The 21,813-nt window shown below is 59.2% G+C and carries 21 protein-coding genes and 1 pseudogene; 14 read left to right on the forward strand and 8 right to left on the reverse strand.

Translation table 11 applies throughout. The annotated features are described in order from the left end of the window. Positions 1–34 precede the first annotated feature (34 nt). Genes thrC through crcB form a run of 5 tightly spaced genes read left to right on the forward strand, consistent with a single transcriptional unit; the run spans position 35 to position 3,945 of the window. Positions 35–1,498 carry a threonine synthase gene (thrC, locus tag VGU61_RS21185; RefSeq protein WP_326861294.1) on the forward strand — a complete coding sequence of 488 codons (1,464 nt, stop codon included), beginning with the start codon at positions 35–37 and terminating at the stop codon, positions 1,496–1,498. 48 nt (positions 1,499–1,546) lie between these two features. Further along, positions 1,547–2,758, forward strand: coding sequence for a gephyrin-like molybdotransferase Glp (glp, locus tag VGU61_RS21190; protein ID WP_414691680.1), 1,212 nt, complete (start codon positions 1,547–1,549; stop codon positions 2,756–2,758). Positions 2,759–2,793: 35 nt separating this feature from the next. Beyond that, on the forward strand, positions 2,794–3,051 hold the full coding sequence (gene moaD / locus VGU61_RS21195; RefSeq protein ID WP_326861296.1) for a molybdopterin converting factor subunit 1: 258 nt from the start codon (positions 2,794–2,796) through the stop codon (positions 3,049–3,051). Positions 3,052–3,076: 25 nt separating this feature from the next. Continuing rightward, on the forward strand, positions 3,077–3,565 hold the full coding sequence (gene moaE / locus VGU61_RS21200; RefSeq protein ID WP_326861297.1) for a molybdopterin synthase catalytic subunit MoaE: 489 nt from the start codon (positions 3,077–3,079) through the stop codon (positions 3,563–3,565). Then, entirely contained in the window at positions 3,562–3,945 is a 384-nt protein-coding gene (gene crcB / locus VGU61_RS21205) for a fluoride efflux transporter CrcB (protein WP_326861299.1), read from the forward strand. The genes moaE and crcB overlap by 4 nt, the downstream gene beginning before the upstream one ends. Here the strand turns inward: crcB and VGU61_RS21210 are convergent. Beyond that, complete coding sequence (locus VGU61_RS21210; RefSeq protein ID WP_326861300.1) at positions 3,938–4,477, reverse strand: hypothetical protein; 540 nt, start codon at positions 4,475–4,477, stop codon at positions 3,938–3,940. The genes crcB and VGU61_RS21210 overlap by 8 nt on opposite strands. A 100-nt stretch (positions 4,478–4,577) precedes the next feature. On the opposite strand from VGU61_RS21210, the gene clpB reads away from it, so the two are divergent. Further along, entirely contained in the window at positions 4,578–7,166 is a 2,589-nt protein-coding gene (gene clpB, locus VGU61_RS21215; protein ID WP_326861301.1) for an ATP-dependent chaperone ClpB, read from the forward strand. A gap of 81 nt (positions 7,167–7,247) precedes the next feature. Here clpB and VGU61_RS21220 read toward each other — a convergent pair whose 3' ends face one another. After that, positions 7,248–8,042: a helix-turn-helix transcriptional regulator gene (locus VGU61_RS21220; protein WP_326861302.1), complete on the reverse strand. Its 795-nt coding sequence runs from the start codon at positions 8,040–8,042 to the stop codon at positions 7,248–7,250. Positions 8,043–8,148: 106 nt separating this feature from the next. Here VGU61_RS21220 and VGU61_RS21225 point away from each other — a divergent pair, with 106 nt between their 5' ends. Then, entirely contained in the window at positions 8,149–9,396 is a 1,248-nt protein-coding gene (locus VGU61_RS21225; RefSeq protein ID WP_326861303.1) for an MFS transporter, read from the forward strand. A 77-nt stretch (positions 9,397–9,473) separates the two neighbouring features. Beyond that, positions 9,474–9,968 carry a ribonuclease E activity regulator RraA gene (gene rraA, locus VGU61_RS21230; RefSeq protein ID WP_326861304.1) on the forward strand — a complete coding sequence of 165 codons (495 nt, stop codon included), beginning with the start codon at positions 9,474–9,476 and terminating at the stop codon, positions 9,966–9,968. Positions 9,969–10,040: 72 nt separating this feature from the next. Here the strand turns inward: rraA and VGU61_RS21235 are convergent, their stop codons facing one another. Beyond that, entirely contained in the window at positions 10,041–10,571 is a 531-nt protein-coding gene (locus VGU61_RS21235; RefSeq protein ID WP_326861305.1) for a PaaI family thioesterase, read from the reverse strand. A gap of 328 nt (positions 10,572–10,899) precedes the next feature. Between VGU61_RS21235 and aceA the strand changes: the two genes are divergently transcribed. Beyond that, complete coding sequence (gene aceA / locus VGU61_RS21240) at positions 10,900–12,216, forward strand: isocitrate lyase (protein WP_326861306.1); 1,317 nt, start codon at positions 10,900–10,902, stop codon at positions 12,214–12,216. Positions 12,217–12,294: 78 nt separating this feature from the next. On the opposite strand, the gene VGU61_RS21245 is transcribed toward aceA, so the two are convergent. Together VGU61_RS21245 and VGU61_RS21250 are read right to left on the reverse strand one after the other, a co-directional pair. Further along, a complete protein-coding gene (locus VGU61_RS21245) occupies positions 12,295–12,888 on the reverse strand; it encodes an isoprenylcysteine carboxylmethyltransferase family protein (protein WP_326861307.1) in 594 nt (197 codons plus the stop codon). 26 nt (positions 12,889–12,914) lie between these two features. After that, on the reverse strand, positions 12,915–13,574 hold the full coding sequence (locus VGU61_RS21250) for a cation transporter (protein WP_326861308.1): 660 nt from the start codon (positions 13,572–13,574) through the stop codon (positions 12,915–12,917). A gap of 75 nt (positions 13,575–13,649) precedes the next feature. Here VGU61_RS21250 and cadR point away from each other — a divergent pair, with 75 nt between their 5' ends. From cadR to VGU61_RS21275, 5 genes and pseudogenes are all read left to right on the forward strand, one after another. After that, positions 13,650–14,093 (forward strand): Cd(II)/Pb(II)-responsive transcriptional regulator, encoded by a 444-nt coding sequence (gene cadR, locus VGU61_RS21255; protein ID WP_326861310.1) that lies wholly within the window; start codon positions 13,650–13,652, stop codon positions 14,091–14,093. Between the two features lie 52 nt (positions 14,094–14,145). Further along, positions 14,146–15,063, forward strand: a complete 918-nt coding sequence (locus tag VGU61_RS21260) for a 23S rRNA (adenine(2030)-N(6))-methyltransferase RlmJ (protein ID WP_326861311.1) — start codon at positions 14,146–14,148, stop codon at positions 15,061–15,063. Between the two features lie 212 nt (positions 15,064–15,275). Then, positions 15,276–16,553 carry an EAL and HDOD domain-containing protein gene (locus tag VGU61_RS21265; protein ID WP_326861312.1) on the forward strand — a complete coding sequence of 426 codons (1,278 nt, stop codon included), beginning with the start codon at positions 15,276–15,278 and terminating at the stop codon, positions 16,551–16,553. 24 nt (positions 16,554–16,577) lie between these two features. Continuing rightward, on the forward strand, positions 16,578–17,135 hold the full coding sequence (gene greB, locus VGU61_RS21270; RefSeq protein ID WP_326861313.1) for a transcription elongation factor GreB: 558 nt from the start codon (positions 16,578–16,580) through the stop codon (positions 17,133–17,135). Between the two features lie 122 nt (positions 17,136–17,257). Further along, positions 17,258–18,611 (forward strand): annotated as a pseudogene (locus tag VGU61_RS21275) (DUF3422 family protein). Positions 18,612–18,628: 17 nt separating this feature from the next. Here the strand turns inward: VGU61_RS21275 and VGU61_RS21280 are convergent. From VGU61_RS21280 to gmk, 3 genes are read right to left on the reverse strand one after another with little or no spacing between them, the layout of a single operon-like run. Further along, positions 18,629–20,893 (reverse strand): bifunctional (p)ppGpp synthetase/guanosine-3',5'-bis(diphosphate) 3'-pyrophosphohydrolase, encoded by a 2,265-nt coding sequence (locus VGU61_RS21280; protein WP_326861314.1) that lies wholly within the window; start codon positions 20,891–20,893, stop codon positions 18,629–18,631. Between the two features lie 36 nt (positions 20,894–20,929). Then, positions 20,930–21,133, reverse strand: coding sequence for a DNA-directed RNA polymerase subunit omega (gene rpoZ / locus VGU61_RS21285; RefSeq protein ID WP_326861315.1), 204 nt, complete (start codon positions 21,131–21,133; stop codon positions 20,930–20,932). A gap of 16 nt (positions 21,134–21,149) precedes the next feature. After that, positions 21,150–21,794 (reverse strand): guanylate kinase, encoded by a 645-nt coding sequence (gmk, locus tag VGU61_RS21290; protein ID WP_326861316.1) that lies wholly within the window; start codon positions 21,792–21,794, stop codon positions 21,150–21,152. Positions 21,795–21,813: the final 19 nt, after the last annotated feature.

Here is a 21,813-nt window from a genome sequence, read left to right on the forward strand (position 1 = left end):
GTCGCCCTTGCCGCTATTCCCAATCGATCCTTTTATGCAATACGTGTCCACTCGCGGCCTGGCCGCACCGCAGTCGTTTTCCCAGATTCTTCTCGGCGGTCTTGCTCCCGATGGCGGGCTGTACCTCCCGTCCGTCTATCCGCAGATTTCCGGCGCCGAACTGGATGCGTGGCGCAAGCTGTCCTACGCCGACCTTGCATTCGAAGTGCTGAAGAAATTCGCCACCGATATTCCCGAACAGGACCTCAGGGCACTGGCGCACAAGACCTATACCGCGGACGTCTACTGCAATGCACGCGAGGGCGAAAAGGCTGCCGACATCACGCCGCTGCGGGTGCTGGAAGAGCAGGGCGGCGGCAAGCTGGTGCTGCAGGCGCTGTCCAACGGTCCCACCCTGGCGTTCAAGGACATGGCGATGCAACTGCTCGGCAACCTGTTCGAGTACACCCTGGCCAGGCAGGACGCGGAACTGAATATCTTCGGCGCTACCTCGGGCGATACCGGCAGCGCCGCCGAATACGCAATGCGTGGCAAAAAAGGCATCCGGGTTTTCATGCTGTCGCCGCATAAAAAGATGAGCGCCTTCCAGACCGCGCAAATGTTCAGCCTGCAGGATCCAAATATTTTCAATATCGCGGTGCAGGGCGTGTTCGACGATTGCCAGGATATGGTGAAGGCGGTGTCGAACGACTTGGAGTTCAAGGCCCGGCAGAAAATCGGCACGGTGAATTCGATCAACTGGGCGCGCGTGGTGGCGCAAGTGGTCTATTACGTACGCGGTTACCTGAGCGCGACCACCAGCAACGACCAGAAGGTCTCATTCACCGTTCCGTCGGGTAATTTCGGCAACATCTGCGCCGGCCACATTGCGCGCATGATGGGCGTGCCGATCGACCGGCTCGTGGCGGCGACCAACGAGAATGATGTGCTCGACGAGTTTTTCCGCACCGGCGTCTACCGGGTGCGCAAGTCGTCCGAGACGTATCACACCACCAGCCCCAGCATGGATATCAGCAAAGCCTCGAATTTCGAGCGCTTCGTCTACGATCTGCTGGACCGCGACGCCGGCCGGGTACGCGCACTGTTCAGGAAGGTGGAGACGCATGGCGGGTTCGACCTGTCCGGCGCACCGGGCAGCGATGGCGACGAATTCAGGAAGATTGCCCAATACGGTTTCGCCTCGGGCAAATCGGTGCATCAGGACCGGGTGAATACCATCCGCGACGTGCACGAGAAATATGGCGTCACGATCGACACGCATACCGCCGACGGCGTGAAGGTGGCGCGTGAACATATGACGCCCGGCACAACGATGATCGTGCTGGAGACCGCCTTGCCGGCGAAGTTCAACGAGACGATCCGTGAAGCCCTTGGCCGCGATGCCGACCGTCCGGCCGGCTTTGAAAACATCGAGGCATTGCCGCAGCGCTTCGAAGTCATGGCGGCGGACGTCGGCCAGGTCAAGGCATTCATCGCCGCCCACACCGGGCTGGCGTGACGCTGCATCCGCTGCATTGAAGGAGTCGGCATGACAGAGAGGAAACCGATGCTGAGTCTTGCCGAGGCGCTCGGCTTGCTGTTACCAGCGGCGCGCATCATTGCGGACCGCGAGACCGTTCCCACGCTCGCCGCCAACGGCCGCGTCCTGGCCGAGGCACAGACCTCCCGGCTGGATGTGCCGCCGGCCGACAATACCCAGATGGACGGCTACGCGGTGCGCGCCGCCGACTGCGCGGCGGGTAATGCGGTACTGACGGTGTCGCAGCGCATCCCCGCAGGTCATGTCGGCCAACCTCTGCAGCCCGGCACGGCAGCGCGTATTTTCACCGGCGCGATGATCCCTGACGGTGCCGATGCGGTCGTCATGCAGGAAGTGTGCGTCACCCATGGCGACAGCGTGACCGTGAACCACGCCCCGCAACCGGGCGAATGGATCCGTCGTGCAGGCGAAGACATTCGCGCCGGCAGCGTCATCCTGCCGGCGGGCACCCGGCTGCGTTCACAGGAACTGGGCTTGGCTGCCTCGGTCGGCCTCGCGACACTTCCTGTTCTGCGCAGGCCGCGTGTCGCGGTGTTTTTCACCGGCGATGAACTTGCAATGCCGGGTGAAACCCTCAAACCGGGCGCCATCTACAACTCCAATCGTTTCACCTTGCGGGCGTTGCTGGAAAATCTGGGCTGTGAGATTACCGACTACGGCATCGTTCCCGACTCGCTCGAGGCGACCCGCGACACATTGCGCCGAGCAGCCGCCGGCCATGATCTGATCGTCACTTCCGGCGGCGTGTCTGTCGGCGAGGAGGATCATGTCAAACCGGCGGTGGAGGCTGAAGGGCGGCTGAACATGTGGCAGATCGCCATCAAGCCCGGCAAGCCGCTCGCGTTCGGCGAAATTCCCCGCGCCGGCGCCGCCGCACCTGCCTATTTCCTCGGCCTTCCGGGGAATCCGGTGTCCAGCTTCGTAACGTTTCTTTTGCTTGTGCGGCCGTTCATCCTGCGCTTGCAGGGCGTGGAGCAGGTCGCGCCGCGCACTTTCATGATGCGCGCCGATTTCTCCTGGCCGAAGCCGGACCGGCGCAATGAATTCCTGCGCGCCAGGATGAATGCCGATGGCGGCCTTGACCTATTCCCCAACCAAAGCTCGGGCGTGCTGACGTCCACCGTATGGGGCGACGGGCTGATCGATAACCCTCCGGGCCAGGCGATTGCCCAAGGCGATATGGTGCGATTCATCCCGTTCGACGCATTGCTTACCTGACGCATAATGCAATTTTTCTTGTATCCGGCAACAAAATGAACATCCAACTTCGTTTCTTCGCCAGCGTCCGCGAATCGCTCGGCACCAGCCAGGAAACCTTGGTGGTGCCGGAGCAGGTGAAAACAGTCGGTGACGTGCGGGCGTTCCTGCGCGAGCGCGGCGGTGCATGGCGGGAGGTACTGGCCGATGGCCGTGCGCTGCGCATGGCATACAACCAGCAGATGACCGGCCCGGAAACATCCATTACCGACGGCTGCGAGGTGGCATTCTTCCCGCCGGTGACCGGCGGCTGAGCAGTGATCCATTGAGGGGAATACGATGCCGATTCGCGTCCAAACCGAGGATTTCGATATCAGTTCCGAAGTCGCACGACTGCGCGCGGGTGACGCGCGTATCGGCGCGGTGGTCTGTTTCACCGGTACAGTGCGCGATATCAACGACGGCTCCAGCGTCGCCGCGATGGAGCTGGAGCATTACCCCGGCATGACGGAAAAAGCGCTGGAAGACATTGTCACTTTGGCGAAGAGCCGCTGGGACATCTTCGACGCGCTGGTGATCCACCGCATCGGTCCGCTGCTGCCGCTGGACCAGATCGTTCTGGTGGCGGTGACGTCGGCCCATCGGGGCGAGGCCTTCGCCGCTTGTGAATTCATCATGGATTATCTGAAGACCAGCGCGCCGTTCTGGAAAAAGGAACAAACGCCGGAAGGCGCCCGCTGGGTCGATGCGCGCGTCACGGACGACGAGGCGATGGCAAAGTGGAGCGTCGTCGGCACCGGCAAGCCCGTTGCCGGAAGCGGTACATGAGCTGGCTGGCGGTCGGACTCGGTGCCGCGATCGGCGCCTGGGTACGATGGGGACTTGGCATCTGGGGCAATATGCTCCACCACCATATTCCTGTTGGCACCCTGATCGTCAATCTGGGCGGCGGCTATCTGATCGGCTTGGCGGTTGGCTTTTTCGCAGCCCATCCCGGTATTGCCCCCGAATGGCGGCTCTTCGCAATCACCGGTTTCCTCGGTGGGCTCACTACTTTTTCCGCATTTTCAGCGGAGTCCATGGCGTTGCTGCAACGCGGGGATTATCTATGGGCATTTGCTCACTCCGCCCTGCATCTGGCCGGCTCCATTGCTCTTTGCTGCGCCGGTTTTGCGACGTACCGGGCTGTCGCCTCCGCGATCAGTTAAGTGACGCCGACAACTTGGGAAACAATGCATCGCCGGGCAAAACCAGATTCATATCCCAGTCCGCCTTTTCTACCGCCTCCATCAGAAGCTTGCAGAAGCCGTGCAGTATCGGCGATGAAAATGCGATCTCAAAGCCTTTGCCGGACTCGGAAATGAGATTGATGCGCAAGGGTTGGTTGGGATTAGCCGTGAAGCTTGCCGTTGTTACAAGGAGCGGCGTTTCTCCCAGAGGGTACTTCTGTACTGCTGATTCATAGGAATTGCCAAAGCTGCCGTTTTCTTGCATTGCTGCAACACTGGCATGGTGTTCCATTGACACCATTTCGGCACTGGCATGCGCTGCAAGTGGTTTGTCCAATCTAATCTGGGCCTTGAGCGATGTGACGATGCCCGACCACAACTCACGCAACATCCGTCGTGTCAGCCAAGCGCGGATCTCTTGAAGCGCACCGTCGTCAGCCTTGAACGATGCCCGGTAAAGCAGCCTATCTTCATTTGGCTGGTAGCTGACTTGAATTTGGTGTAAATCCATTGCAATTCGATGCCCGGATGAGCGGCATCAAAATCCTTTCTTGAAAAGTGGTCTTGTGGCCCAATTTTGTTGTCAGATTGATTTACACGGAGATAGATCCATGCGTCTCGACAAACTGACAACCAAATTACAAGAAGCGCTTTCCGACGCCCAGAGCCAGGCCGTCGGCAATGATAACCAATACATCGACCCGGTGCATATCCTGATCGCCCTGTTGAATCAGGACGACGGCGGAGCGCGTTCGCTGCTGCAGCGCGCCGGCGTGAATGTGGGCGGACTCTCCAGCGGGCTGAAGAATGCGCTCGAACGGCTGCCGAAAGTCACCGGCAACGGCGGCGAAGTGCAGATCGGCCGCGAATCGGTGGCATTGCTGAACCTGGCGGACAAGGAAGCGCAGAAGCGCGGCGACCAGTTCATCGCCAGCGAAATGGTGCTGCTCGCGCTGACCGACGACAAATCCGAAGCCGGCCGTCTGGCTCGCGACAACGGGCTGACCCGCAAAGCGCTCGAAGCAGCGATTACCGCGGTGCGCGGCGGCGGCAACGTGTCGTCGCAAGACGCCGAAGGCCAGCGCGAAGCACTCAAGAAATATACCCTCGACCTCACCGAGCGCGCCCGTTCGGGCAAGCTCGACCCGGTGATCGGCCGCGACGACGAAATCCGGCGCGCGATACAGGTGTTGCAACGGCGCACCAAGAACAATCCGGTATTGATTGGTGAACCCGGCGTCGGAAAAACCGCCATTGTCGAAGGTCTTGCACAGCGCATCATCAACGGCGAAGTGCCGGACAGTCTGAAATCGAAGCGCGTCCTGTCGCTCGACATGGCCGCTTTGCTTGCAGGCGCGAAATACCGCGGCGAGTTCGAGGAACGGCTGAAGGCCGTGCTGAAGGAAATCGCGCAGGACGAAGGCCAGACTATTGTCTTCATCGATGAAATTCATACCATGGTCGGTGCCGGCAAGGCCGAAGGTGCGATCGATGCGGGCAATATGCTCAAGCCCGCGCTCGCTCGCGGCGAATTGCACTGCCTGGGCGCCACCACGCTCGACGAATACCGCAAGTACATTGAGAAGGACGCCGCGCTCGAACGCCGCTTCCAGAAGATCATGGTGGACGAGCCCAGTGTCGAAGCCACCATCGCGATTCTGCGCGGGCTGCAGGAAAAATACGAGGTTCACCATGGCGTCGACATCACCGACCCGGCCATCGTCGCCGCCGCCGAGTTGTCGCACCGGTATATCACCGATCGCTTCCTCCCGGACAAGGCGATCGACCTGATCGACGAGGCTGCCTCGAAGATCAAGATCGAGATCGACTCCAAGCCGGAGGTGATGGACAAGCTCGACCGCCGCATGATCCAGTTGAAGATCGAACGTGAAGCGGTGAAGAAGGAAAAAGACGAAGCGTCGCAGCGGCGTCTCGGCCTGATCGAGGAAGAAATCGCCAAGCTCGAACGCGAATATGCCGATCTGGAGGAAGTCTGGGCTGCCGAGAAGTCGGCGGTGCAGGGCAGCCAGCAGATCAAGGAAGAGATCGAGCAGGTCCGGCTGCAGATGGAAGAAGCCAAGCGCAAGGGCGACTGGCAGAAAATGTCGGAACTGCAGTACGGCAGGTTGCCGCAGCTGGAAGCCCAGCTCAAGCAGGCGGACAAGGAGGACGACAGTGCCGCCGCTACCGCCAGGCCGAAGCTACTACGGACTCAGGTAGGCGCGGAAGAGATCGCCGAAGTGGTGTCCCGCGCGACCGGCATCCCGGTGTCGAAGATGATGCAGGGCGAGCGCGAAAAGCTGCTGCACATGGAAGACGCGCTGCACAAGCGGGTCGTCGGCCAGCACGAAGCGATCGTTGCGGTGTCGGATGCGATACGCCGCTCCCGTGCCGGACTCGCCGACCCGAACCGGCCGTACGGTTCCTTCATGTTCCTCGGCCCGACAGGCGTGGGCAAGACGGAGCTGTGCAAGGCGCTGGCATCCTTCCTGTTTGATACCGAGGAATCGATGATCCGCATCGACATGAGCGAATTCATGGAGAAGCATTCGGTCGCGCGCCTGATCGGCGCGCCGCCGGGATATGTCGGTTACGAGGAGGGCGGCTATCTGACGGAAGCGGTTCGGCGCAAGCCCTACAGCGTGATCCTGCTCGACGAGATCGAGAAGGCGCATGCCGATGTGTTCAACGTCCTGCTGCAGGTGCTGGATGACGGCCGCATGACCGATGGCCAGGGCCGCACGGTGGACTTCAAGAACACGGTGATCGTGATGACATCCAATCTCGGGTCGCACAAGATCCAGGCGATGGAGGGCAGCGATCCGGCACTGGTGAAGCTGTCGGTGATGGCGGAAGTGAAGAACCATTTCCGACCGGAGTTCATCAACCGGGTGGATGAGATCGTGGTGTTCCACGCGCTGGATGAAAAGAACATCGGCGCGATCGCGAAGATTCAGCTTCAGGTGCTGGAGCAGCGGCTGGCGAAGATGGATATCGGCATGGAAGTGTCCGACCGTGCATTGCAGAAGATCGCCGAGGCGGGCTTCGATCCGGTGTACGGGGCGCGTCCTTTGAAGCGTGCCATTCAGCAGGAGCTGGAGAACCCGCTGTCGAAGCGCATCCTGGATGGCACCTTCGGACCGAAGGACCAGATTCTCGTAACCGTGGATGGCAGCGAGCTGGTGTTCCGGAAAAAGTAACGCAGTAAAAGGTAAAAGGTAGTAGTGCGCCGGCGGGACCGTGACAAGCGGCCTCGCCGGCGTTTTTGTTTCTGCGTCCGGTCAACGGACTTCTTTATGTGCAAAAAACGCCGACGGCGATTGTCCGAAGGTCTTCTTGAACATGGCGGAAAACGCCGATTGACTGGCGTAACCCAGTTCGGCGGCCACCCGTGACAGCGGCAAGCCGCGCGAGATGAGGGGCGCAGCGTGCGCCAGCCGCACCTGCTGGCGCCACTGGCTGAAGCTCATTCCCAGTTCCTTTTCAAACAGCCGCGCCAGGGTCCGTCCCGACGCGCCGGCCTGCCGCGCCCAGTCATCAAGGGTAAGCGGGGAGGCCGGATCGGCAATGAGTTTTTCACATAGCGCCTTGAGGCGTTTGTCCTCGGGCAGGGCAACCCGGATCGGCAAGGTCGCCGACCGGCTTACTTCATCGATGATCAGCGCGGCGAGCTTGGCTTCGCGGCTGTCGCCCGGATCGACCCGCGCCAGCGCCACGATCAGTTCCCGCAGCAACGCCGATACGTCCAGGACCTCGCATCCACCGCCTTCGAACAGCGGCACATCGGCATGAACATAGAGTGCGCGCAGCCGGGCCTTTTCCAGCGTTTCCACTTCATGCACGACGCGCGGCGGAATCCAGATGGCCCGCATCGGCGGCACGATCCAGGTGTTGCTGGCAACGGTGACCCGGACCACGCCGTCCATGGCGTAGGTGACCTGTCCCCAGGCATGGGAATGTGCCGCCAGCAATTCCGATGCGTCCAGGTCGCGGGCGATCAGCCGCACCGGGCGCGCCGGGGTGGGAGCCATGTCGGACAATAAAGGACGGGTATGGGTGACGGGTTTTACCGGCATATGGCGTATGTCTTGTCGAATAATCGATAAATGTTGTCCTGCTATCTTAAAACAGACGATTCGTTCTTGCATACACTCCCTATATCAATTCTCCGGAAAGCACAGCATGTCGACAGCCGCTTCGTCATTTCGCTCGGATGCGCAGGTGATTACCCTGGTCGGGATCGCACACGGCGTCTCGCATTTTTTTCACCTGATCCTGGCGCCGCTTTTCCCATGGCTGAAAGATGCATTCAGCCTGTCGTATGCCGAACTCGGCTTCCTGATGACGATGTTCTTCGTGGTCTCCGGCATCGGGCAAGCGCTCGCAGGATTCGTCGTCGACCGGATCGGCGCCCGCACCGTATTGTTTGCCGGCATCGGCTTGCTTGCGTTATCGGCCATCGTGCTGTCCCAGGCCGGCAATTATGCGATGCTGCTGGCAGGGTCGATGCTTGCCGGATTAGGCAACAGCGTGTTTCACCCGGCCGATTTCACCCTGCTCAACCAGCGGGTCTCCCAGCCGCGGCTGGGTCATGCTTTCTCGGTGCATGGCATATCCGGCAATCTCGGCTGGGCGGCGGCGCCGGTCTTCCTGGCCACCATCGCGGGGTTATATGACTGGCGAACCGCCTTGCTGGCGGCGTCCCTGCTGCCGCTGGCGGTACTGGCGCTGCTGTACGTTCACCGCGATCTGCTGCAGGACAGTGCGCTGAAAGCCGGTGGCGCAAACGCCGTGGCGGATTCCGCGGCCAGGCATGCTGGCCGCGCACAGCAATTCGATTTCGTCCGCGTACCGGCGGTGTGGATGTGCTTCGCATTCTTCTTCATCACTGCCATGGCGCTCGGCGGCATCCAGAGCTTTTCCTCAGCCGGCTTGCGCAGCCTGTACGGCATGTCGCTGCCCCTGGCGACAGCCGGCTTTACCGCCTATATGCTGGCGTCGGCCGGCGGCATGGTGTGGGGCGGATTCATCGCGTCGAAGACCACCCGCCATGAACGCACCATCGCCATCGCGTTTGCCGCCTCCGGCGTCACCGCGCTCCTGATCGCGGCCGGTATCGTTCCGGCATTGGTGGCGGTTTTGCTGATGGGAGCGGTCGGCTTCGGATCGGGCGTCGCAGGCCCGTCGCGCGACCTGCTGATCCGCGCCGCCGCACCAAAGAATGCCACCGGCCGCGTCTATGGCGTGGTGTATTCGGGGTTGGACATCGGTCTCGCCGTCTCGCCGGTGCTTTTCGGCGCTTTGATGGACGGCGGCCATCCGTCGTGGGTATTCATCTGCATCGGGGCATTCCAGACACTGGCGATCCTGACTGCCATCAGTGTCGGCACCAACACCGCGAAGAAGGGCGTGAAAGCACAGGCGGCTTGAGCTTGATCGCGGTGGCGGGAAATTGATTGTTTTCGACTCGCATACAATGTCGTTTTTCTTTACTGCGAGGAGATTCAATGAGTTTTTCGACCTGCGATTTGTGCGACGGCAATGAAGACAAGCTTGCGTCCGGAGGGCTCGCGGTACTGCCGCCGGTATTCAGGCATTTCGGCAAGCGCAAGGCCTTCTCCGGACCTGCGGCAACGCTCAAGGTGTTCGAAGACAACGTGCTGGTGCGAGCGGCCCTGGAAACGCCCGGAGAGGGCCGGGTCCTGGTGGTGGATGGCGGCGGCAGCCTCCGCTGTGCACTGGTCGGGGGCAATCTCGGCGTGCTGGCGGAGAAAAACGGCTGGGCCGGCATCGTCGTCAACGGCTGTGTCCGCGATTCGGAGGAGCTCGACGCCTGCGACATCGGCGTGCGCGCACTGGCGACCCATCCGCAACGCAGCATCAGGAAAGGCGTCGGCGACCGTGATATCGCGATCATGATCGCAGGAGTGACCGTCAGGCCGGGCAACTGGATTTATGCGGATGCCGATGGCGTGCTGGTGGCGATAGAAAAATTAGGCTGAGCCGATCGGCGTCGGCTTCGAACCACGACAGGAAAACGCATCGACGGATATGCCTTTTCCTGTCCCCATCCGTCAGGGCAGGGGAAAAACGAGGCAGGTCGTGGTGGCATGCGCATACAGCTTGCCGTCCGCGTCGATGATGCGGCCTTCCGCGATGCCGACCCGGCTGCCGACCTGGATCACTTTTCCTTCCGCGCGGACCGGGCCGGTTTTGTCGGTCATTGCACGAATCAGATTCACTTTCAATTCAACCGTGGTGTAGCCCATGCCTTTCGGCAACATTGATTGCACCGCGCATCCCACGGCCGAGTCGAGCAGGGTGCAGAAATAGCCGCCATGCACGGAACCGATCGGGTTGTAATGCTCGCGTCCAGGCGTGCCCTGGAAGACGATGCGACCGGGTTCGCCTTCAACCGGTATGAAGTTCATTGTGTGTCCGATCGGGGCGGACGGAAGTTCTCCCGACCAGATGCGCTGCAGGAATTCCATGCCGCTTGATGCCTTCATTTGGTCGATGGATGCGACGCCAGGGGCGCCCAATGATGCCCTGACTTCTGCTTCCCGTGCCTGCCAGGCAGCCAGTGTTTCTTCCCGATTACTCATGTTGCGCTCCTGTTAATGCCTGATGCATACCAGACAGATTGATAACGAGAACCGCATTGTAGGGGGATTGTCTCAAGACGTTTTGCCAGGGCTTTTCATAAACCGGATCAAATATTTTGCATTGTGAAATTTCGCGACGCACAGCATCATGAATTTATTTCACGGAAAGGAATTTGATTTCATATCGCAAAAATTCATTTTTAAGTATTTGAAAAATAAAGCTTTATATTTAGTTATATGTCTTATATAAGACCTTGTTGCCCCGCAAAAAAGCGCCTATCATTCGTCTACAGAGTTTTCTTTTTTTTTACCGCGTTATCACAGGAGAATGACCATGGCATCACGCGAACAGCAAATTCAGGCATTGGAAAAAGACTGGGCCGAAAACCCACGCTGGAAAGGCGTCAAGCGCAATTACACCGCGGAAGATGTCGTGCGTCTGCGCGGCTCCAAGCAGATCGAATACACGCTCGCCAAGGAAGGCGCCGAGAAGCTGTGGGCGAAAGTCAACGGCGGCGCGAAAAAGGGCTATGTGAACGCATTCGGCGCGATCACAGCCGGCCAGGCAATGCAGCAGGCTAAAGCAGGCCTCGAAGCCGTTTATCTGTCTGGCTGGCAAGTCGCCGCCGACGGCAACACTTCCGAAACCATGTACCCGGACCAGTCGCTGTATGCATACGACTCCGTGCCGACCATGGTTCGCCGCATCAACAACACATTCAAGCGTGCTGACGAGATCCAGTGGTCCCGCGGCATCAATCCGGGCGACGAAGGCTATGTCGACTTCTTCCTGCCGATCGTGGCGGATGCGGAAGCAGGCTTCGGCGGCGTATTGAACGCTTTCGAACTGATGAAGAACATGATCGCTGCTGGCGCTGCCGGCGTGCACTTCGAAGACCAGCTGGCTGCCGTGAAAAAGTGCGGCCACATGGGCGGCAAGGTATTGGTTCCGACACAGGAAGCTGTCGAGAAACTGACCGCTGCACGTTTCGCTGCCGACGTCATGGGCGTTCCGTCCATCGTGCTGGCACGTACCGACGCAGAAGCTGCAAACCTGATCACTTCCGACCATGACGCAAACGACAAGCCGTTCCTGACCGGCGAGCGTACTGCCGAAGGTTTCTACCGTGTGAAGAACGGCCTGGAGCAGGCAATCAGCCGCGGCGTCGCCTATGCGCCGTTCGCCGACCTGGTATGGTGCGAAACCGGTACGCCGGACCTGGGCTTCGCCCGTGAGTTCGCGCAGGCAGTCCACGCTAAGTGCCCAGGCAAGCTGTTGTCCTACAACTGCTCACCGTCGTTCAACTGGAAGAAGAATCTCGACGACAAGTCGATCGCCGAATTCCAGGAAAAACTGTCCGAACTGGGCTACAAGTACCAGTTCATCACACTGGCCGGTATCCACATCAACTGGTTCAACACCTTCCAGTTCGCGCACGCTTACGCTCGCGGCGAAGGCATGAAGCACTACGTCAACATGGTGCAGGAGCCGGAATTTGCAGCACGCGAAAAGGGCTACACATTCGTGTCGCACCAGCAGGAAGTCGGCGCAGGCTACTTCGACGAAGTGACCACCGTGATCCAGGGCGGTACATCGTCCGTGAAAGCCCTGACCGGTTCGACTGAAGAAGAGCAGTTCCACTGATATTCGGCGGGCACCTTTACCGGTTTACCCGACTGACATGGCAGAACAAAAAAGCCGCACCAGAAGGTGCGGCTTTTTTTATAACCATCGCGGTGTGCGCGCGCAGTAATCGACGTATGCGGCGCCGTGTCGTTGCAGAAGAAATTCCTCCTCCTGCCTGACTTGCAACTGCATCAGCAGATCGGCCGTCGTCAGGAGTGCCAGCGTCAATCCATTGGGTCTGACGAGCAACAGTCCAAGCAGGCTAATGCGCATGCCCAGGAAGATCGGATTGCGCGAAAAGGAAAACAACCCGCCGGACACCAGGCCGGTATCCCGCTGCGTATCGATGCCGATCCGCCATGAGGTGCCCATTTGTATTTGTGCGACACTGACCAGCACCAGTGAGATAAGCAGCAGAGCCCAGCCGAACTGGCGTGCGAGCGGTGCTGCAAGCAGTTTGATCTCGCCCATTACGCCGTCGATGCCCGGCATCAGGGCCTGGGCAGCCGCGTAGACCGCAGTAGCGCACAACACGAGACGAAATGCCTTTGCACAGAAACCTTGAAGGCTGTCCCCGCTGGGCAGCACATAAGGGTTGATGCCCGTCTGGCGCCAGACTCTCCACGAGCGCCAGGCGAAGGTCAATGAAAAATAGACGATAAAGAAGCCGAGAAGCAGCCAGCGTTCCATGTTTTTCTCCCGAGGTCGATTTGTAATCAGTGTTCATGGCCGGCGTGGCGGCGAACGGCAACCGCCGGCGTCGCCGCAGCCAATTCCATCCGGGCAGCGCGCACCACGCTCACCGAAGCGCTCAGGGCAAGCGCACCCATGAGAGCGGCCACCGCCCAATCGGGCCAGCCGCTGCCGGTCCCGAACACGCCGAGCGCGGCCAGCATGACCGCTGCGTTTCCGATGGCGTCGTTGCGGGTGCAAAGCCACACCGAGCGCATGTTGGCATCGCCGCTGCGGTATGCATACAGCAGTAGCGCGACGCCGAGGTTCGCAGCGAGCGCCAGCAGCGCGATGCCGCCCATGGTGAATGCTTCGGGCGTTGTGCCTGCGGCAATGCTCCAGGCGGTGCGTGCCAGCACGAAAATGCCGAACCCGCCCATGCAAAGCCCCTTGACGAGGGCGGCACGGCTGCGCCACAGCATGCCCATCGAGAGCACAGCAAGTGACAGTGCGTAATTCGCCGCATCGCCGAAGAAATCGACGGCATCGGCGAGCAGGGAAGTGGAGCCGGAATGTGCGCCCCCGACCAATTCCACCGCGAACATCGCGATGTTGACGAACAGGGCGATCCACAGTACGCGGCGATAACGTGGATCCTGGGCGGCGGCGGGGGCGCACGAACTGGCGCAGCAATGGTCGGACATGGCAATCTCCTGGTGATGATTGCCTATTTAAGACCCTGTAGCTACTATAGAGTCAAGCGTCCTGAAGGAGGAATCATGAAAATCGGCGAATTGTCAAAGCACACCGGTTGCGAAGTCGAAACGATCCGTTATTACGAACGGGAGCACCTGCTTCCCACGCCACCGAGATCCGACGGCAACTATCGCCAGTACAGTGAAGCCGATGCGGAGCGTCTCCAGTTCATCCGTCATTGCCGGTCCCTGGGCATGTCGCTCGACGATGTGCGCACCCTGCAACGCTTTCAGGCGAATCCGGAAATGGCCTGCGACCAGATCGATGCCATGCTGGACCGTCACCTCCTGCAGACCGAGGCCCAGATCGAGACGCTCCAGAAGTTGCAGAAGCAACTCCAGACGCTGCGCAATGCATGCCGGGATCATCTCGATGCACGCCAATGCGGCATCCTGCAAAACCTCGAGCGGGCGGCCAGCAGGAGCGATTGTGTTTGTCACGCCGAACATTCGGCGATGGAAAAATAGGACTGTTGTTACAATGCGCGCTTCCTTCCATTCCTCTTCACGTTAGCCCTCCATGCTCAGTTACCGCCACGCCTTCCATGCGGGCAATCATGCCGATGTGCTCAAGCATGTCGTCACCATTCAGTTGATGCGTTACCTGGCGCAAAAAGAAACGCCGTGCATGTATATCGACACCCATGCCGGCGCGGGTGTGTATGCGCTGGATACCGGCTATGCCGCCAAGAATGCCGAATACGAAACCGGCATCGCCCGCCTGTGGAGCCGCAAGGATATGCCGGCACCCGTGGCGGAGTATGTGCAGCTGGTCAAATCGCTCAATCCAAGCGGGAAGATGCGTTACTACCCCGGTTCGCCTTATTGCGCGGACAGGACCTTGCGCGAGCAGGACCGGCTGAGGCTGTTCGAACTGCATCCAAGCGACAGCAGGATCTTGGAAGAAAACTTTCGCAAGCTGGAAGCCCATGCTGCAGCGCAGGGACAACGTCCGACAGTGCGTGGCAAGCGGGTGATAGTGCAGGTCGGGGACGGCTTTACCGGGCTCAAGGCATTGCTTCCTCCGCCGTCGCGTCGTGGCCTGGTGCTCATCGATCCGCCGTATGAAAACAAGATGGACTATCGCAGCGTGAAGGACACGCTCGCCGATGCACTCACGCGTTTCAGCACCGGTACTTATGCGGTGTGGTATCCGGTATTGCAACGCATGGAGTCTCGCCAGCTTCCGGATAAGTTGAAGCGACTGCCCGCCAATGGCTGGTTGAATGTCACGCTGTCGATCAGTACGCCGTCCCCCGATGGTTTCGGGCTGCACAGCAGCGGCATGTTCATCATTAATCCACCCTACACGCTGGAACCGATGCTGAAGGAAATCATGCCTTACCTGGTATCAGTCCTTGGCGTGGATGACGGCGCTGGTTTTACGCTCGAAAGCGGCGAGACCATGGCGGTTTTTACGGGCAAGCGCCGTGTATGAATTGACTCTCTGCATGAGATGAAATATTGTAATACGGCAACTTTTATATGGCTCATCGAAATGCCATTTTGTACACAACCAAATCCGCGAAATGTGATCGAACGGACAATACGTGCCGGCTTTGCTAATGCCGGCAGACATCGATTGATTTAAACAATGCCGTCCGAATCCGGACGGTTCAGCGGCTCAACAAACCGGAACATCCATTGCTGATGGCGGAACCTGCTTTCGACCCCTCGCTGCACACCCACCGTGTCAAAGAATTTTTTCTTGCGCGACAGCCGATATTGAATCGTGATCAGAGTCTGGCCGCCTACGAGTTGCTGTTCCGAAGCGCGGCGGCGGGGCCTGCCAACGTGACGGACGACCTTGCCGCTACTGCATCGGTGATTGCACATGCGTCTGAGCTGGGCATGGAAAACGTCATCGGGACTTCACGCGGATTTGTGAATGTCGACGCCGCCGTGTTGTTAAGCGACATCATTCTGTTCCTGCCCAAGGACAAGATCGTTCTCGAAATACTCGAAACCGTGAAGGTGACGCCTGCCCTCATCAACCGGGTAGCCGAACTGGCAAAGGAAGGGTATGTTTTCGCGCTCGACGATGTGATTGCCGACTCAAACGATGTGCAGCAACTGCTGCCCCTGGTCGAGATCATCAAGGTCGATATCGTCAACATGGAAAGCGCCGATCTGGTCAGGCTGGCGACGCAATTCAAAACTGCGAAAAAGAAGCTGCTGGCTGAGAAAGTGGAGAATGTCGAGCAGTTCCAGCAGTGTCTAGACCTTGGCTTCGATTATTTTCAAGGCTATTACTTCGCCAAACCGGTGGTGCTTACGGGCAAAAAATTATCGCCATCTCAACTGGCGATCATGCAGTTGATTGCATTGATCGTTTCCGATGCCGATACGGCGGAAATCGAACGGACGATCAAGCAGGATGCCTCTCTCGGTCTGACGCTCCTGCGGCTGGTCAACACACCGGCAGCAGGGGTGACCCAGCGTATCGATTCCCTGGGGCAGGCGCTGCTGGTATTGGGTCGGCGGCAATTGCAGCGATGGCTGCAAATCCTTCTTTATGCCAACCCGGGTAAATCGGGCAGCGTCAACTCCCCCTTGCTGGTGCTCGCCACTACCCGCGGGAAATTACTGGAACTGATGGCCCAACATCTCTATCCTGGCAACCGCAACAAGGCCGATACCGCGTTCACCGTCGGCATCATGTCCCTCATGGACACCTTGTTTGGTCTGCCGATGGAGAAAATCCTCGAGCAAATTTCGGTAGTGGACGAAGTAAGCCAGGCGTTGTTGTCGCGCACCGGGCCTTACGGCGACATGCTGCAACTGGTTCAGTGTATCGAGCACATCAAGGAGTCGGGGCCGCAGGTCGCGGAATTGCTGCAGAAGCTGGATTTGCCCGTTGAAGATTTCAACGCCCTTCAGATAGCCGCTTTCGAGTGGAGCGATAGCATTGCCGGCACGGCCGGCTAGCCTTGCATAGAGTTTCGATCTCCCATGAACAAAGCATTTGTCAAAGAATCCGAGAACGACGACGATGATGACCTTGATGTCGGGTTGCCGGCGATCCCGGCCGGCACGAAAAATTACATGACGCCGGCGGGTCACAAGCGCATCAAGGATGAATTGTTTCAACTGATCGATTTCGATCGCCCGGAAGTCGTGAAGATCGTTTCATGGGCGGCATCGAATGGTGACCGCTCCGAGAATGGCGATTACATCTACGGCAAACGCCGCTTGCGCGAGATCGACCGCCGCATCCGTTTTCTCACCAAGCGCCTCGACATCGCAGAAGTGGTCGACCCGAGCGTGCATCACGGCAGCGACCAGGTTTTTTTCGGGGCTACGGTCACCTATGAAAACCAGCGGGGCGAGCAGCATACCGTGACGATCGTCGGCATCGACGAACTGGATCCGCTGAATGGCAAGATCAGCTGGATTTCGCCGGTTGCGCGCGCGCTGACCAAGGCGCGCGAAGGCGATTCCGTTCCGCTGAAGACGCCTTCCGGCATGGACGAATTGACGATCCTCGAGGTGCGCTACCCCGCGCCCTGAGCCGGCCGTGCCATGCGGCGCATGGCCGGTTCCGGGCTGGCAGATTTCGGCGTCATGTAAAATCGCGGTCACAAATACGGCACACAATGCCGTGGGCATTTGCTTCCGAACGCGATAACTCCATGCCGATAACGTATTCAAGTCTCAATCATCCACTGCGGGTGCCTCTGGCAGCAGAAGTGCACTCACGTCCTTTTTTGCGGCTGGACGCTCCTGAATGCATCAGTCACCTGGCGGTGTACGCCCGTGACAGCGCAGGGCAGCATCTTCCTGCAGCCGACCAGCATGCGACCCTGGCAGCCTTGTGCATGCATTTCGGCGTGTCGGCTTCCCGGCGCGGATGCCAAATACTTTTTCCACGACTTTGGCCGCTTCCGCCTGAAATGGGAATGCCATACCGAGTTCGCCACCTACACATTTGCGGAACGTATCGATGACGGTTTGTCGCTCGCCGATGGCTTCGCGAGGGCGCCGTTGTTTCATGTGCCCGAGGCTTGGATGCTGGCGCTGAAAGGGCAGGTTATGGTCGCAGCCCATGTTCTGCTCGACCGTACGCCGGGTCCTGCGGAAGCGTTCATTCTCCAACTGCGCCGCATATTGGAAGGGAATCTGCTGGTCGGCAGCCGAGTGCTTCAGGGCGGCGAAGTATGGACCGATTTTCTTATCCAGTCGGACGGATTTAGCCGTTTCGTCATCCGTGACGTCGGACTGCAGGAACAACAGGCTGGACGGTTGGTCCAGCGGGTTCTCGAAATCGAAACCTATCGCATGATGGCGCTGATGGGACTACCGCACGCCCAACATGCGACGCCGGTTTTGAATGCAATCGAAGCCGACCTGGCAAGGCTCACCGCTGCGATGGTGGATACGGATACGGCCGGTGGCGCAGGCGTCGGGACCGCAGCGGCGGATGCCGACGGAGAGCAACGACTGCTTCGAACAATTACCGGCCTGGCCGCGAGGATCGAAAAGCTCTCGCTCGACAACAGCTACCGCTTCTCTGCTTCCCAGGCATATGTACGCCTGGTGCATGCGCGCATCGAGGAATTGCGCGAAAGCCGAATCGAAGGCATCCCCACGGTGGAGGAATTCATGGAGCGCCGCCTGACGCCGGCAATGAATACCTGCGATTCCATCGCCCGTCGGCAGGAGGCCCTGGCAGGGCGGATAGCGCATACCAACGACTTGCTGCGTACCCGGGTCGGCATCGTTCAGGAGCAGCAGAACAAGCAGATCCTGCAATCCATGAACATCCGTGCCGCGCAGCAGCTGCGGTTGCAGCAAGCCGTGGAAGGGCTATCGGTCGTGGCTATTTCGTATTATCTGGCGGGCCTGTTCAACTATGCAGGCAAGGCCGCCAAGGCAGCCGGATGGCCGGTGAATCCGGACATGGCGACCGGCGTCTTGCTGCCCTTGATTGCTGCGGGTGTGTGGATGGGATTGCGTCGCATGCACAAGCAAATGCAGGCACACTGAACGAACGCGTCAATGCATTATCCGCGTTCGCGCAGAATGCGGGCAACCTGGGGAATGCGCCGGATATTGCGCATCAGGCGCGCAAGATGTACGCGGTCTTCCACCTGGATCGTGAATCGCAGCTGGGTCAGAGAGTGATCCTGGTCATTGTCCATGCCGACATGGGTAATATTGGCATCCGATTCGCCGATTTCGGCTGCGATGCGGGCAAGAACGCCTTTCTCGTTATGCACCAGTATTTTGATGCGACAGTCGAAGCGGCGGGGCAAATCACTTCCCCATGCAAGTTCTATCCACCGGTCAGGTTCCTTGGAGCGCTGGCGTTTGGCGGTATCGCAATCGATGGCATGCACCATCAGACCCTGATCGCGCCGTAGTTGGCCCATGATGGCATCACCGGGAATGGGTTGGCAGCACGGTGCCAGCTGCACCGACACCCCTTCCGTCCCGGTGATGATGACCGGATCCAGTCTCGGTGTACGCTCGGCATTGTCGTTGACGGCCCCGCCATCATGGGCCCCTTCCAACAATCCGGCGATATGCCTTGCCACAAGCATCGCCATGCGCTTGCCGACACCGATATCGGCGTGCAGTTCATCGAGCGATTTGGCGCTCGACTCGTTCAGCAGTCTCTCCACCAGGCCCGGGTCAAGGTCCGGCTCGATTGCCAGTGCGGTCAACGCCTGTGCCAGAAGACGGCGGCCAAGTTCGGTCGATTCGGACAAATTTGCCGTACGCAGGTGATGCCGGATCGCAGACCGCGCCTTGCCTGTACGAACGAAGGTAAGCCAGTTCGGACTGGGGCGTGAATGGGGCGCAGTGACGATCTCCACGATGTCCCCGTTGCGCAGTTCGGTCCGCAAGGCAGCCGGCTCGTGATTCACCTTGGCTGCAACCGACTGGTCGCCGATATCCGTATGGATGGTGTAGGCAAAATCCAGCACCGTGGCGCCACGGGGCAGGGCGATGATTTTGGATTTCGGTGTGAACACATAGACCGAGTCCGGAAACAGGTCGACCTTCACATGTTCCAGGAATTCAGCCGAATCGCCGGTCTGCTTCTGGATATCGAGCAGGGATTGCAGCCACGCGTGCGTACGCTGCTGCAGGTCCGAAAGGCTGGCATCTTCGTTTTTGTACAGCCAATGCGCCGCCACGCCCGATTCGGCGACGCGGTGCATTTCCTGCGTGCGGATCTGGAACTCCACCGGCGTGCCGTAGGGGCCGATGAGTGTGGTGTGCAGCGACTGGTAGCCATTGAGCTTCGGAATGGCGATGTAGTCTTTGAATTTGCCGGGCATCGGCTTGTAAAGCGCATGCAGCGTGCCTAATGCGACATAGCAGTTGGCAAAGCTGTCGACCACAACCCGGAATCCGTAGACATCCAGCACCTGCGAAAAGGACAAGTGCTTGTTGCGCATCTTGCGATAGATGCCGAACAGAGTTTTTTCGCGGCCGTAGACCTGTGCCTGGACACCTGCTGCCGCCAGCGTGTTTTTTACGGAATCAAGAATCTTGCTGACGACTTCGCGCCGGTTTCCGCGCGCCGCCTTGACGGCTTTGGACAGCGTCTTGTAGCGCACCGGGTACAGATGGGAAAACGCCAGGTCCTGCAGTTCGCGATATATGTTGTTCAGGCCGAGCCGATGGGCGATCGGCACATACACTTCCATCGTCTCGCGCGCAATGCGCCGCTTCTTTTCCGGCGACATGAAGCCGAGCGTGCGCATGTTGTGCAGGCGGTCGGCCAGCTTGACCAGGATGACGCGCACGTCCCGCGCCATAGCCAGAAGCATCTTGCGGAAGTTTTCAGCCTGGATCTCGATCTGGCTCTGGAATTCGATCTTGTCGAGCTTCGACAGTCCGTCGACCAGTGTCGCCACCGGCGCACCGAAACGTTCGATCAGTTCTTCCTTCTTGACGTCCTGATCCTCCATCACGTCGTGCAGCAGCGCAGCCATGATTGCCTGCGCATCCAGTTTCCAGTCCGCGCAAATTTCGGCGACGGCAATCGGATGCGAGATGTACGGCTCTCCGGATTTACGCATCTGGCCGAGATGCATTTCGTCGGAAAAGCGATACGCTTCCTTCACCTTCTTCAATTCAGAAGGAGTCAGGTATTCGGCGAGCTTTGCATTGAGTTGGGTGACGGATGCGACGCCGGCAACAGCACCATTCGGATCGGCACCGTTGGGGTCGGTATTTCTGTTGGCCGAGCGGTCGGATGCCGCCCGGTTAGGTAGAGCAACTGATAAGGTTGAATCTGTGGGTGTCAGGTTCATAAACTGAGGATATCAGCCGCTTCATGGTTGTGGAATTTAACTCGGGACTTTCTTCAGCATTTCAATCCCGACTTTTCCGGCCGCGATCTCGCGCAGCGCTATGACGGTCGGCTTGTCCTTGGCTTCCAGCTTCGGCGTATGCCCCTGCAGCAGTTGACGGGCGCGGTAAGTCGCAGCGAGCGTAAGCTGAAAGCGGTTAGGGATTTCTTGCAAGCAATCTTCAATAGTGACGCGGGCCATTCATGCTCCTGGTGGATTAAGTCAATGTGCCGTGCAAGCCCAGTTGGGCGAACAGGGATGTGTTTCGTGCAGCTTGCCGCGCATACCGACAACGGCTGGCTTTTACAACGGCTGTCAATTCGGCTAAAGCGGTCGCAAACTCTTGATTAATAATAACATATTCAAACTCGGGCGCGTGTGCGATCTCCCCTCCGGCAGCCAGAATTCGACGGGTGATGACCGACGGATCGTCCTGTCCGCGCTTGTTCAGGCGCTCTTCCAGGACGGCGATGGATGGCGGCAGGATGAAAATCCCGACCGCATCGGGAAATTGCTTCTTGACCTGCTGGGCGCCTTGCCAGTCGATTTCCAGCAACACATCGGTGCCGGCCCTCATCTGGTCCGAAATCATCAGGCGTGATGTACCGTAGTAATTACCGTGGACTTCGGCGGATTCCAAAAATTCCCCGGATTCCCGTCTTGTCAGAAAATCTCTTACGGACGTGAAGTAATACTCGCGCCCATGCTGCTCTTTCGGGCGAGGAGCGCGGGTCGTGTAGGAAATCGATAGTTTGATTGACGGCTCCTGGGCGAGCAGGGCGTTGACCAGCGTCGACTTTCCAGCGCCGGATGGCGCAACGACCATGAACAGGCTGCCGGAGGAAGAATGTAAATCTGACATGAAGAGGCTCGGCGAAGAG

This window comes from Noviherbaspirillum sp. (assembly GCF_035944575.1).
In the GTDB taxonomy this organism is placed as follows: Bacteria; Pseudomonadota; Gammaproteobacteria; order Burkholderiales; family Burkholderiaceae_D; genus Noviherbaspirillum.

What these genes read in the sequence shown, in the direction of transcription:
- VGU61_RS21235 (WP_326861305.1), bottom strand. Translation starts at nt 10,571, where the DNA reads ATGAGTAATCGGGAAGAAACACTGGCTGCCTGGCAGGCACGGGAAGCA.
- VGU61_RS21245 (WP_326861307.1), bottom strand. Translation starts at nt 12,888, where the DNA reads ATGGAACGCTGGCTGCTTCTCGGCTTCTTTATCGTCTATTTTTCATTG.
- VGU61_RS21260 (WP_326861311.1), top strand. Translation starts at nt 14,146, where the DNA reads ATGCTCAGTTACCGCCACGCCTTCCATGCGGGCAATCATGCCGATGTG.
- VGU61_RS21210 (WP_326861300.1), bottom strand. Translation starts at nt 4,477, where the DNA reads ATGGATTTACACCAAATTCAAGTCAGCTACCAGCCAAATGAAGATAGG.
- gmk (WP_326861316.1), bottom strand. Translation starts at nt 21,794, where the DNA reads ATGTCAGATTTACATTCTTCCTCCGGCAGCCTGTTCATGGTCGTTGCG.
- VGU61_RS21225 (WP_326861303.1), top strand. Translation starts at nt 8,149, where the DNA reads ATGTCGACAGCCGCTTCGTCATTTCGCTCGGATGCGCAGGTGATTACC.
- glp (WP_414691680.1), top strand. Translation starts at nt 1,547, where the DNA reads ATGCTGAGTCTTGCCGAGGCGCTCGGCTTGCTGTTACCAGCGGCGCGC.
- crcB (WP_326861299.1), top strand. Translation starts at nt 3,562, where the DNA reads ATGAGCTGGCTGGCGGTCGGACTCGGTGCCGCGATCGGCGCCTGGGTA.
- VGU61_RS21220 (WP_326861302.1), bottom strand. Translation starts at nt 8,042, where the DNA reads ATGCCGGTAAAACCCGTCACCCATACCCGTCCTTTATTGTCCGACATG.
- rraA (WP_326861304.1), top strand. Translation starts at nt 9,474, where the DNA reads ATGAGTTTTTCGACCTGCGATTTGTGCGACGGCAATGAAGACAAGCTT.
- thrC (WP_326861294.1), top strand. Translation starts at nt 35, where the DNA reads ATGCAATACGTGTCCACTCGCGGCCTGGCCGCACCGCAGTCGTTTTCC.
- greB (WP_326861313.1), top strand. Translation starts at nt 16,578, where the DNA reads ATGAACAAAGCATTTGTCAAAGAATCCGAGAACGACGACGATGATGAC.
- VGU61_RS21265 (WP_326861312.1), top strand. Translation starts at nt 15,276, where the DNA reads ATGGCGGAACCTGCTTTCGACCCCTCGCTGCACACCCACCGTGTCAAA.
- rpoZ (WP_326861315.1), bottom strand. Translation starts at nt 21,133, where the DNA reads ATGGCCCGCGTCACTATTGAAGATTGCTTGCAAGAAATCCCTAACCGC.
- moaE (WP_326861297.1), top strand. Translation starts at nt 3,077, where the DNA reads ATGCCGATTCGCGTCCAAACCGAGGATTTCGATATCAGTTCCGAAGTC.
- clpB (WP_326861301.1), top strand. Translation starts at nt 4,578, where the DNA reads ATGCGTCTCGACAAACTGACAACCAAATTACAAGAAGCGCTTTCCGAC.
- VGU61_RS21280 (WP_326861314.1), bottom strand. Translation starts at nt 20,893, where the DNA reads ATGAACCTGACACCCACAGATTCAACCTTATCAGTTGCTCTACCTAAC.
- cadR (WP_326861310.1), top strand. Translation starts at nt 13,650, where the DNA reads ATGAAAATCGGCGAATTGTCAAAGCACACCGGTTGCGAAGTCGAAACG.
- VGU61_RS21250 (WP_326861308.1), bottom strand. Translation starts at nt 13,574, where the DNA reads ATGTCCGACCATTGCTGCGCCAGTTCGTGCGCCCCCGCCGCCGCCCAG.
- moaD (WP_326861296.1), top strand. Translation starts at nt 2,794, where the DNA reads ATGAACATCCAACTTCGTTTCTTCGCCAGCGTCCGCGAATCGCTCGGC.
- aceA (WP_326861306.1), top strand. Translation starts at nt 10,900, where the DNA reads ATGACCATGGCATCACGCGAACAGCAAATTCAGGCATTGGAAAAAGAC.